At 42.1% G+C, this 12,040-nt stretch carries 11 protein-coding genes; 2 read left to right on the top strand and 9 right to left on the bottom strand.

Features of this window, described 5'->3' with window-relative positions; translation table 11 throughout:
- Nucleotides 1–215 precede the first annotated feature (215 nt).
- A complete protein-coding gene (locus tag A3729_RS13550; RefSeq protein WP_255376396.1) occupies nt 216–974 on the top strand; it encodes an acyltransferase in 759 nt (252 codons plus the stop codon).
- A gap of 112 nt (nt 975–1,086) precedes the next feature.
- On the opposite strand, the gene A3729_RS13555 is transcribed toward A3729_RS13550, so the two are convergent.
- The 4 genes from A3729_RS13555 to A3729_RS13570 all read right to left on the bottom strand — a co-directional run bounded on the left by A3729_RS13555 (nt 1,087) and on the right by A3729_RS13570 (nt 5,167).
- Entirely contained in the window at nt 1,087–2,118 is a 1,032-nt protein-coding gene (locus tag A3729_RS13555) for a glycosyltransferase family 2 protein (RefSeq protein ID WP_068511696.1), read from the bottom strand.
- A gap of 141 nt (nt 2,119–2,259) precedes the next feature.
- Complete coding sequence (locus A3729_RS13560; protein ID WP_068511700.1) at nt 2,260–2,997, bottom strand: GDSL-type esterase/lipase family protein; 738 nt, start codon at nt 2,995–2,997, stop codon at nt 2,260–2,262.
- The gene (locus A3729_RS13565) at nt 2,984–4,096 is read right to left on the bottom strand and encodes a glycosyltransferase family 4 protein (protein ID WP_369820135.1); all 1,113 of its coding nucleotides are present in this window, start codon (nt 4,094–4,096) and stop codon (nt 2,984–2,986) included. The genes A3729_RS13560 and A3729_RS13565 overlap by 14 nt, the downstream gene beginning before the upstream one ends.
- Nucleotides 4,097–4,129: 33 nt before the next feature.
- Complete coding sequence (locus tag A3729_RS13570) at nt 4,130–5,167, bottom strand: glycosyltransferase family 2 protein (protein ID WP_068511706.1); 1,038 nt, start codon at nt 5,165–5,167, stop codon at nt 4,130–4,132.
- Between the two features lie 110 nt (nt 5,168–5,277).
- Here A3729_RS13570 and A3729_RS13575 point away from each other — a divergent pair, with 110 nt between their 5' ends.
- The gene (locus tag A3729_RS13575) at nt 5,278–6,360 is read left to right on the top strand and encodes a glycosyltransferase family 4 protein (RefSeq protein WP_068511708.1); all 1,083 of its coding nucleotides are present in this window, start codon (nt 5,278–5,280) and stop codon (nt 6,358–6,360) included.
- Nucleotides 6,361–6,432: 72 nt separating this feature from the next.
- Here A3729_RS13575 and A3729_RS13580 read toward each other — a convergent pair whose 3' ends face one another.
- From A3729_RS13580 to A3729_RS13600, 5 genes are all read right to left on the bottom strand, one after another.
- Nucleotides 6,433–7,794 carry a VanZ family protein gene (locus A3729_RS13580; protein ID WP_068511709.1) on the bottom strand — a complete coding sequence of 454 codons (1,362 nt, stop codon included), beginning with the start codon at nt 7,792–7,794 and terminating at the stop codon, nt 6,433–6,435.
- 38 nt (nt 7,795–7,832) lie between these two features.
- Complete coding sequence (locus A3729_RS13585; protein ID WP_068511712.1) at nt 7,833–8,696, bottom strand: JmjC domain-containing protein; 864 nt, start codon at nt 8,694–8,696, stop codon at nt 7,833–7,835.
- A gap of 74 nt (nt 8,697–8,770) precedes the next feature.
- Complete coding sequence (locus A3729_RS13590; protein WP_068511715.1) at nt 8,771–9,844, bottom strand: hypothetical protein; 1,074 nt, start codon at nt 9,842–9,844, stop codon at nt 8,771–8,773.
- Nucleotides 9,845–9,856: 12 nt separating this feature from the next.
- On the bottom strand, nt 9,857–10,684 hold the full coding sequence (locus A3729_RS13595; RefSeq protein ID WP_068511716.1) for an alpha/beta fold hydrolase: 828 nt from the start codon (nt 10,682–10,684) through the stop codon (nt 9,857–9,859).
- The coding region (locus tag A3729_RS13600) for a phosphopantetheine-binding protein (protein ID WP_068633994.1) at nt 10,681–12,040 on the bottom strand (1,360 nt) is incomplete at its 5' end. The genes A3729_RS13600 and A3729_RS13595, both read right to left, overlap by 4 nt.

The following is a 12,040-nucleotide window of genomic DNA, read 5'->3' on the forward strand; positions in this document are numbered from 1 at the left end:
TTCCTGGGCTGAAAACGTTCTTAATGATAACCCACTTTCAAGCCACTTCTTAACAATGGCTTCTTTAAACTCTTTTGAATAATGCTTCACTCATATTCTCTTACCGCCTCCTATTCAATTATTAAAAATTAACAGAGGCGACAACTATCCTGACACAGGGGGGTGAGTCTTTAGATCAACGAGGCTGGCTTCATCTTCTTACCTATACTTTCAATATCTATAGAGCCTCTGAGTCTTACTCTCACTCAGAATTATATGGTCATCTGTGGTCGTTGTCAGTCGAAGAACAGTTTTACCTTATATGGCCATTTGTGATCTATTTCTACTCTAGGGGCTTGAAAAGTTTAATTGTTTCTCTTTTATCGTTCTATCTTGTGGCAAAGCTCTTGTTAATGCTTTTAGTGTCTTGGGGTGCCTTAGATCGTGACTTTGTAGTAACGCAGCTTTATTTTCAAACTTTCTCACAAGCAGATGCGTTTTTGTATGGCTCTCTCGTTGCTCTGATTCATAAGAATGGTGGGCAAGCTCCATATAAGTTTTGTATGAGTGTCGTTGTTGCTGTCACTTTATTTTGTGTGATCGGGGAGGTTTTGGCTCAGCAATCACTATTTTCTGCAATGAGACTAATGTCTTCACCGGCTATGTTTGATAATAACTGGGGGTTTGGTATTGGTTATACTATAGTAGGCTTCTCCTCGTTAGCACTTATACTATACGTGTTGTATTCCTCGTCAAAGCTCAAAGCTATATTATTTGAAGGACGGTTTATGGTATACACTGGAAAAATATCTTATGGCTTATATATATATCACTACCCAATTATTCATTTAATTGAACGATATGGTGGCGAAATGTCTAATAGCGATCGTATTTTGGGATACGGAGGAGGGCTAGCTTTAACATATATGATATCTAGTGTGTCTTATAAATACTTTGAAAGCCCGATACTGGTACGTAAGAGTCGATACTCCTAAATAGTATATGGAGTATACACTGTCATCATGTGTGGCTTTTATGGGATCAAAGATTTGCTTTCGTGAACTACAACTAACAAAAGCGTCTTAATTGTAGTTCACGGAAAGTTACTTAATTTAGTGTCAAGTTGTGACTCTTCTGCACAGGCGAATTGTTTTCCAAAGTATCATACAGTAATTTCGAATGTTCAAGAGGGTTCTTGACCGGATCCCAAATAGGAAAGAACCGCCGTTTAACGCTACTGACGATACGGTCTAGTAGGTTTGCAACTTTTATTGGAAGAAAAGCCCAGCGTAAAATTATGTATAGTCTTCTGCGCTGACACCAAAAATAGACCGATTCTTCTGCATACCATTTGTACCCCCAGCGCTTTTCAAATAGATCGTGTGAGTATTTTCCGATTTTTCTATTCCAGCGAAGGTCAAAATACTTTAGGTCGCTTAGGTTAGCTCGTGTGCCCAGGTTATCAAAGTAGATGACTGAGCGTGGTTCGGCATAGAGCTTCTCTCCCTTTGCCTGAAGCTGCATGCCAATATCCAGATGTTCACGAATTGTCATATGTGGCAGTTCAATGTTTTGTAAGGCTTGTGTATTAAACATGACGCCATGTAGTTCAAATGCTTGAGTCGGCACGGTTTCTTTTGGCATGTTTTCAGGCAGTTCACGGCGGTAAGGCTTATGCTCGATAAGATAAGTTTTACCTTCAACTTCAATCGTGCGGATCTCAACGGTATAGATATGGTTACGGGTATAGTCTCCGTCGACACCATCTTTCTCTAGCGTTAGTGGGGAGATAACAGCAGCACCTGTTTTTTCACCAGTTTCGATAAGTGGTGGGAGCCAACCTTCAGAAACTCTTGAGTCATTATCTAGCAGAAAGGTAAAGGGAGTTTTGATTTGGTCGCGTATTTTGCTGATTCCTTCTAGTGGGATTATGCGCCCGTGAGAAATAATCTTGGCGTTATCCTTTCCTGCAATGGCTTCTTTGGCTAAAGCGATTTCACTCGAAGGGTAACCTAAATCAAGAATGATCAGGTCAAATAGCGAACTGTCGGTATGCTCATAAACGTTTTTGATACAGTCAGAGAGACCGCTATAACGATCCCTGGGAGAAATCACTAATGTTACTTTTTTCTGGCTCATTCCTTAGACCTCAGTTTTGATAATCGGGTGGAATGAATTTTATACGTATAAAAAACGCGGGTATTTGACCTTGGTCAGTCTTTGTTCAGAAAAAGAGCTAGAGCTCGCTAGAGTTTATAGGTGAAATTTATATCTACTCGTTTATAAACTTTCTTTAAGAGGTTGAATGTTCAGGTAGTCTTTGAGGTGGTTTATCCAGATGTCATAACCAGATGAGCTCAGATGCAAGCCATCTCCGATATGATGCTTTGAAGATAAGTGGCCTGACTTATCCAGCAATTCATTGGGTGGAGGGATGAAGGTTGTGTTTAGGCTGTGTCTGAGTGCTTTGTTTAAGAGTTGGTTAGTTTGCTTGATTGGTGCTTGGTGCTGTAATTTCTGATTTCGTTCTAGGGATATAGGGAGTATTCCTGAAATATATATGTTTTGTGTTTCTGGTGTTATGTCAATTATTTTTAGTATGTTACTTACGATTTGCTCAGGAGTAAGAATGCTAAGATCGTTAGTACCAATACAAATAATAATAGTGTTAGCAATTTGGCTTGAACGATATTGAGATAATCTATTTAACAAACCTTCAGTTGTATCGAAACCAATACCGTAGTTCTCGCTTCTATCTATAATCGCGCTAGTATTTAAGCCTTGTATCATGCTATCTCCGAAGAATGCGATAGACTCGGGAGAGGTATTTCCATCTCGCCTTAACTGGTGGGCGAGTGTTGCTTTATAGGTGGGACTATTAACGTAGGGGCGTTGCTCTAGGCCAAGGTCGATTAGCACTTTTTGAAATGTATAAGTTTTATTGAACAAGAATGCGGCAAATACGTGAAGAGCAAGTAAGTAGATGCCGAATAGAGCTTTGTGTTTAGAGCTGATCACGATAAACTTTCTCCAACTTCTGAATCTGGTCAGAGAGTAAGAAGTGATCCAGGGTTCTTTGGTGGGCCTGTTCTCCTAACTTTTGTGCGAGCGAGTCGTTATTTAAAAGTAAATCTAACTTTTCTGCCAATACCTTGGGGCTTTCTGGTGGTACCAAAATGCCAGTTTCTTCATTAATGATGATGTCAGGGATGCCGCCAACCTGGGTTGCCAGTGTCGGCTTATGGCATATGCCAGCCTCGATGAAAACCAAGCCGAAACCTTCTTCTCGGGAGGGTTGTAGAAAGATATCGCAGGCCTGCATCCAATCCATTACATTGGTGACCTGGCCGAGTAGGGTGATTTTATCTTCCAGGCCTTTATCTCTAATGTGCGTTCTAAGTCGCTCATAGTCTTGAGGTGCCCCGTCGCCAGCAATGTATAGGTGAGTGCTATCGAGAACCTTAGGGGACTTTTGTTTCAATAGTGCTAAGGCTTCGATACTGTCGTCATGCCCTTTAATGGGCCCTAAATGACCTGCAGAGAATAAAATACGCCCATTAAGTGCTAACTTGTCTTTTGCTGCTTGTGTCGCATTACCTTCAGGTTGGGGTACTTCGCTTAGTTCTACGCCACCATGAATGGTGGTTGTTTTTTTATCGTTTATACCAAGCTGATTCACCATGCGCAGCTTTCTCTCATTCGATATAGCGATGTAATGATTCAATAACCAAGCAGAGAGTTTGTTCTTTAGGGTGGGTTGATAATAACGTAGTTCTGAGCGGTGATAAGTACCGATTATTGGTTTTCGTGTTAACTTACATGCGAGACCTGCATAGAGTGCAGAAGCTTCACAATGCGCATGTACAATATCGATCTTCATTGTTTTTAGTGTGTTGATTAATTGCCGGATCAGAGCGAAATCAAACTTGCCTTCTTTCTTAGTGAGGCACAGCCAGTTAGTGCTGTCCTGGTGTTGTTCTAACACCCACGAAGGTGGTGGCTCAAACGATGCAAGAAAGACGGAATGACCAAGTGCTTCAAGACCAGATTTCTCTTGGCTGATTCGTTTCGTTCGGCCACCTTTGTCTAGAGAATTTGCGACGATTAAAATATTAATGGTTTTGCTCCTTCAGCAAACATATCGGTTACTTTATTTCGTAGCGTGGCTTTTTTGCTCTGGCGCATTACCGCCAAAATCATCATATAGTAAGCGAGACTGTTCGTTAGGGTTACTTAAAGGGTCCCAGATGGGAAATAAACGCCTTCTAACTGCAAAGAAAACTCGGTCAATTTTGTTCGCTAGGCCGTTAGGAATATGCATCCACCTTAAAACCAGGAATATGCGTCGCCTAATCGCCCAGTTATATATGGATTGCTCAGAGTAGAAGTTATAGCCCCATCGCTTCTCAAATAGTCGGCTGGATGACTCAGTGATTTTGCTGTTCCAGCGTAAGTTAAAGTATTTAAGGTCTGAGAGGCTGGCACGAGTGCCTAAGTTATCAAAGATAATATTGCAACGAGGCTCTACATAAAGCTTTAGGCCTCGGTTCTTCAGCTGCATGCCGATATCCAGGTGCTCTCGGATAGTCATGTGCGGGAGTTCAAGGCTTTTCAGGACTTCGGTATTGAACATAACGCAATGAAGCTCAAACGCTTGGCTTTCAGTCACTTCTTGCGGCAGGTCTTCTGGTAAGGTCCGACGGAAGGTCTTTTCTTCGATCAGGTAGGGAGTGTTTTCTACATCGACTGCACGTAGTTCGGTGGTAAAAAGGTGATTGCGCAAGTCTGCACCTTCATCAACGCCAGAGGATTCCAGGGTTACGGGGTAGATGACAGCTGCTTCTTTTTGGTCACCTGTTTCGATGATAGGCGGTAACCAGCCCTCAGTTGTGCGTGAATCGTTATCTAAGAAAACAGTGTATTTAGTATTTATTTCGTTTCGCACTTTCGACATTGCATCGATTGGGATGATAAAGCCGTAGTCGATAATTTTGGCGTTATCTTTTCCTTGCAGGGCCTTTTTTGCTAACTCTATGATCGACTTAGGGTAGCCTAGGTCAAGTATGATTAGGTTGAACAGTTTTGAATCGGTAAACTGGTAGACGTTTTCGATACACTTTTCTAAGCCGGTGTATCTGTCCCTAGGTGAAATAACAATAGTAACTGGTTTTTGAGCTAGATTTTCCATAGTCGACCCAAGTAAGCAATGTAACAATAATAATTCAGAATAGTTTTATACTCGATTCTACGATAGAGTAAAGTGAAATTATCAAGACATGAGCGAAGGATTCACATTATATGGCAGTAAACGGTGGCGCAAGGGTTCTACATGTTCTTTCTAGCCTTAAGGTTGGTGGTGCTGAACGCTTTGTATTGGACTTATCGGCGGTACAAGAACAAGCCGGTGATCATGTTGAGGTATTTTCCTGCTCTTCCGAAGAGTGTGCATTAGATACCGAAGCATCAAAGCAATCCCTGAATTGTATTTTATCTTCAGGTGACCGTTTTCGTGACTACAAGGCGGTATGGCACTATTTCCGTACAAAGTCTTCCAAAAGCGTATTGCATATCCATAGTCCATTTGGTTTACGCTTTTTTGTTCCTCTATTGCCTTTTCTATTTTTGTTGGGGGTTCGAATAGTTTATACAAGGCATGGAATCGCTCCTTTGGCGAGTAAGAAGTGGCGTTTAATTCATCGTTTCGCCAACTTGTTTGTATCTTGGGTGACTTTTGTCTCTGATGCAGGGAAGAAGGCTTTCTACAATACGCACGGTTGGAAAGAGTCAAAACTTGTGACGATTAGCAATGGTGTGTTTGTACCACTGCAAGTGGCTAACATCGAGTCAACGAAGCTTCGTATAGGTTCTGTGGGGCGCATGGTGGCATTGAAAGGGCAGAAAGGCCTGATCAATGCGGTTAGTCGGTTGGATGCTACATTGAGAGAAAAGATAGAAATCCACTTCTTTGGTGATGGTCCTGAACGCAGCAAGTTAGAAGCTTTGGCTTTAGAGGCTTTGAACGATGGGCAGTGTATATTTCACGGGATGGAGCTTGATAGAGATAAGGTGTACGGCTCTTTCGATGTCTTGGCGGTTTGCTCTGAGCAGGAAGGGCTTTCTTTGGCCATTATGGAAGCTATGGCGAGAAGAATACCCGTGATAGCGACAAATGTGGGGGATAGCCCTAAGTTAGTATTGGATGATCAAACCGGCTTTTTATATGAGTATGCTGATGTTGAGAACCTGACAAAACTTATTACACAATTATGTGAAGATGATGAGTTGCGTCGAAGCTTGGGTGAAAAAGCAAGGGAGCATATGATTGAGAACTTTTCGTTGGAGTCTGCTAATGAAGAGTATCAAAAGTGTTATCAAGGCTAAACACTTTGCCTGTGAAAGCTGAAGAAAGGGCTGGCTTTAGTTCCGAGTGTTGTCTAATTTTGTAGCGCTCGGTTAATGCTCCTTCACTGACGGACTAGCCGAAGCGAATAAATGTGCCGTGGTGGCACCAATAAGCCCGCCTAGCGATGCTAATAAGCAGTCAGTTAAATCGACATAACGACCAATAACGAGAACTTGCAGTAGTTCAATGCTCAATCCATATAACAAGGTGACGGTAAGAATTACGAGCGTTTTATATTTTAGACTCAGGTATAGTGATAATAAGCTGCCAAGGGGTAAATAGAGTAGGACTTCTCGAACGATGTCAACTGCGGCGCCAATTGACCGTGCTGAGAAGTGAGCCTTGAAAGGTATGACGTTGCTATCGTAGATAAGCTTTTGTTTTATTGCTTTGAGTGATAACTCAAAATCAAAGGGAGATAGCGCCACGGAAAATAAAAATAAAGAATATAAAACGATAGACAATAGTACATCATACTTTTGTTTATCCTTGCTATTTACGTGCGCACTGGGCTCCTGGTATAGCTTGATGCATAACAATGAAATAGATAAGCCTATCATCGATGCCATATAAGGCATGAATATATCGCTCCTGCCTGACTTTATAAAAACTTCTGATACTTCAATGCACAATGAAAAGAAAAGGCAGTGGACAGCGGGTACTAGAATGTTAGGTGTTTGGCGTTTTATTTGAATATGTGCGCTTAAAAAGGCAAGTGGTATGAATATGATACAATTCAACGTTAAGTACTGCCAATCTACTGATGCGGATGAAAAGTGGAAAAAGGGGTCAAGAATCAAGCGTGGCATGTCACTGTTTTGACTGTTTAGCTTTGCATAGATATCAGATAATGAGACGGTGATATTAAGAGGTAGTAAACAGGTTATATAAGCGACCGCTATATAGATAAACCGGATTCCAGATATGTTTTGCAATGCCGCATTATCTGATTTTTGCTCTATACCAAGTAAGCTAGAAGGTGAAAAGTGAAAGTGCTTTAGTGCAATATAGGCGACAAAATAGCTCGTGATAAAACCTGAAGTATTTGATATTACGTCTGAAATATCGGAATAGCGCCCAATAAATGCTTGCGTTATTTCAACTAGTGTACTGACTAAAAAACCAACAAACAGATAGGGGCTCATTAATCTAGGAGAGGATTTACTCGCTATATATAGGGAACAAAGAAAGCCCAATGGCATATACAGCAGTATGTTCGTAGCAACATCTCTTAGGTTGTGAAAATTAAAAGAAAATGCACTCCCTTTTTCGAGTAGGGTCTGGATTGCACTTTCTGTGCTGGGTGCCTTTCCTGTTAGGTAAAAGCTTGCCGCTAGAATAAATAGTAAATATAGAAGTAGAAGAAGCCCAAAGCTTAGTCGTGTTATATTTGGGCTTGTTTGTAACGGCATTTGAGTTTCCCTATTTCTGTTAAGAGTAAATAATAGCTTTAGACTTTACCACTCAATAGCTTGGCGGCCACTTTGAATAGGAATACTTTTATGGCGTCACTGATCTTTTTGTCACCGGATATAGGGCTTAGCTTGATTCCCAGTCTCCTCTTAACTAATTCATTAAAGCGCAAGGCTAAGCCTTTCTTCTGAGTTTCTTTCGTGTTGAAGATAATTGATACTGAGGCTGAAACTTCATCGCATGTTTTTACCCAGTGTGGTGCTAAATAGGGAATATGAGCGCCTTCACCTGGCTTAATAAAAGTTTTTGTTGAGGTGTTAACAAATTCGTCCCGTAAGCTTGGTGCTACTTTATGGGTTTTGGCTACAAATGTTTCCAGTTCATCATCACTAATTTGTTCTTTATTCCAGGGTTCCCACGTATAGACTTCTTTAGTGCCCGTAAGTTGCATAAGGAAAGTGCTATACCGGTCGATGTGATAAGGCGTTGTGCCATTTGGTGACGTGATAAATAGATAGAGTGTTGAGTCAGTAATTTCTGTACCTAGTTCTTGGGCAAGTTGTTCAAGGTCGTTCTTTAGCCCTGTAAATAGCTCTTTATATTGTTCGTCAATTTCAGGACTTCTAACCATCACAAAAGAGTCTGAAGTCGCCAGATTTTCCAGTGCGTGCTCTAATGAGCATTCTATTTTATGTTCTTTATGAGCTGTATCAAGATTTGCATTGATGTCGACTTTACTAGAGCTGGCATACACGTGCTCCGGGGGAAGTCTGAGGACTAACTCAGATAGACTATCAAGTGATGCTAGAGGTGTCTCCACTACAGACTGGTTAAATTTGAATGACCTTTTGTTGAAGTCGGAGAACTGCTGTTCTTGATCTAGTTTTATGTATTTATACATTTTGCATTCCTTTTTCTCTAGTACTCTTAGTGGAAGAGCTTGTGCGGCTAGCTATTTCTTGAAAATCTACTTATTCACTCGTTTTTTGATAACACGGGCAGAATCACACGCAGTATTTCTTCTTCGGATAAAGGGCTTAATTGAAGCTTAAAACCTTGGTTAAGTTGTTCGATCAGGTTATTTAACCAAAAGCCGTTGTAGACTGTTCCAGCATGATAGTCGGCCAATATCAGGTTGCTAGGGTGATCGCCTTGACGACTCTTAATGGTGACCTTATCAGCTAATCGGGTTTCAAGGTTTATGGGCTCATTATAACGGTCACTATATCGCTTTATTTGCCAGGCGACATCATCTATGAATAATACGCGTTTCTTATCTTGAACGTAACTTTTTAGCTGACGATCAAAACTACCCAGGACTTGGTCTCGGTTTTTGATGTTTTCTAATGTTGGCCAATGTTTATAGCTTTCGGTTAAATTGCAGTCTCGACACATACCAAGAACAGCGACCTTTACAGAAGGGTGGCTCGCCAATAATTGCTCGGTTGCCTCGGTGATCTGACGGACACACTCACTGACAACGTCTTTAGCTGTCTTGTCTAAGCCGCTGACTCCCCATTGTTCTAATAGTTTGGTTGAGCCGAGATTGTTTACGCCGATTCGAATGATGACCAGCCCCTTTTCCCAGAAGTCCGGAGAGCGCTGCAAGCGAGAGATCAGCCATTTTGCTTGATAGGGCCAGCCTTCAAGCAAAGACTGACAGCGAAGTCCGGAAACTGCATAGTTATAGTCGAAGTCTAATTTCTTGGGGGCTCGGGCAGGGAGCTTAAGCCAGTTCTTGATTCTTGCCCAGCGGTAACTTTCACCCCATGTCCCGAATGCTCCAAGATTAACTTGCTCAGATCGAAATCTGTCCCATAGTGCTGGCCAGTTGTAAGTGACGCTATGGAAGTCGCCTCCTCTAGCTTTATTGTCATATTTATCTCGATAGCTATGACTGTCTGAATCACCTAATATTGCGACAGGAAACGCAGCATCACCAGGATCAGAAGTATCGATGCCTGTCTTATTCAGGAATAGCCAGTACGAGGCAAAAACCATTACAAAAAAAAGGCCGATGGTGGTGGTTGTTGGTTTAATCGAAAGCATCCTTGCCTCACTTTAGTAATGTCTGCTTAACCAGTTTTTAATCGCGTCGAACAAGCTGTGCTTATCGTTCAGCATGAAAAAAGTATGGTCAGCTTTGGGGAAATAGACTTCTTCAAATATTTGCGTGAAGAACTCGCCAGGAAATGCATCTTTCATTTGTCCCTGATAGTTGTAGTAGGACTGTACCCCTCCGCTGTAGACATATAGGCACTTGGCTTCGCGTTGATGCAATACTTCCATGTCGGCCTTATATTGACTTTTTTCCGGCAAGCGCCAGACATAGTCATCAACATTATTTGCTTGATTATCGCTCGATTCTGAAGACATAGCTTTGGTTTTAGTCAGCCGCTTAATTAAAGCCTTAATCAGGTTGAAGGGCTGAGATAGCTTTTTGAGAAATTTCACACGATTAAACTTTGGACTTAGGTAACCATAGCCATCTATCCAAACTAAACCTTTGACACGATCATCCTTTACAGCAATTTTGTGAGCGTTCTCGGCACCTGTACAAAGGCCAAAAGAAATTACACTGCAGTGGTTAAACTGAGCTTCAAGGCAATCCAAGGCTGCAAGCATATCCTTGGTAATTTGCTCTGTTCGAGAAGAAGGTGATGCGATGCGGGTGCTATCACCTTGCCCACTCAGGTCAAATCGAAAGCTGGCATACCCTAGATCAGCCAAGAATTTTGCGAGATGTACATGCAAATTGAAAGGGCCTGATTTATGAACTGCACCAGCATTAATTATCAAGAAACAAGGCTTCTTGCAGTCTTCTTCTGGAGCAGTATAGATACCCTGAAGGTGGTGCTGTGGGCCAAAGCTCTGAATTTGTTCAATCATTGACTTAAGCTCTTTAAAATAAATTGGTTGATATTATGTGTTGAGATTGAGCGGTCAATGTCCTTGTAGAAGTACCAATTGCCTTCATCATCAATATGTTGGTAGTTGATATGCTGCCCACCTGTCGCACTTAAGCTTTCATCTTCGGTCGTTGAGATGACGGTGCATGGCGTATCATTAAGGCTATTGAGTTGGTCTGCCAGTCTTAGAGAGTCTATTTGCTTTTGTAATTTCGTACAGTATTGATAGCCAAGGTATTCACCCTGTTTTAGGTCACTGCTTTTCCTTCTAACACTGAAATGCCAGTTTTGAGTAAGTACTTGTTTTTGCAGAGTGTCTAATTTACCAAGATAGTCGGAGCCATTGAGAATCGGGTCCCAAAGGACTAGCTCATTAAACTGGCACTTTGTATTGGCTAATGTAGCAATTGAGGCGCCTAAACGTGAGGCGACACAGACCACCTGCTCAACGCCTGCTCGGGCTTTTAGCTCCTCATATGCTTTGATAAGGTCTTGTTGCCATTCTTCGATACTTTGAGTAGAAAACTCACCAGTGGAGTCACCCACGCCGTGGTAGTCAAAACGCATGCAATAAAAGCCTTGTTTAGCGAGGCTAGTGGCAAGTAGCTGGGTCATTCGATAGTTGCGAAAATACTCATGTCCGATCGGAGAGCTGAATAATATTGCTTTGCTACGATAAGCGCCCGCACCAGGCTCATGTATTACGCCGTAAAGAGGTAATTTACTATCACCGAAGAATACTGGGTGGATTGTTTGCGTTGCGGGAGAATGTAGCTCTGTTTTATTGGTTTCGTCAGAAAGACCTTTAGCCGCTGAGCTTTCTGTAGCGGCTGTTTTTGTGGTCTGATCTATTAGCTCAGCTAGTTGATGTAAGCTTTCCAGTAGTAAGTCTCGAGGCTTCAGTTCAACGTTAAAATGCGCTTGCACTTTATGAATAACTTGAATGGAAAGTAATGAATGGCCGCCGATATCAAAGAAATTATCGTATTTGTTAATATCATGGTTCCCGCATACTTCTCCCCAGCAGAGAGCTAACCACTTTTCTGTGCTTGTCTCGGGGCCTTGACGCGATTCACCGGCAGACATTTGAGTTAGGTTCCAGCTTTGCAGGACTTTTCGATCAAGCTTGTTGTTAAGGGTGCGTGGTAACTCCCCGAGTGCTTCAAGGTGCTGCGGCACCATGTAAGGGGGCAATTGCTGTCGCAGGTGCTCACGAAGTTCACTGAGACTAATCGGGCTATTCTTCCATACAACATAAGCGATGAGCCGCGTATCGCCGGCACGGACTTCTCGTACGCTTAAGGCGCAGTCGTCAATGGCGTCGTGTTGGCGCATA

The sequence above is a fragment of the Oleiphilus sp. HI0043 genome (genome assembly GCF_001634935.1).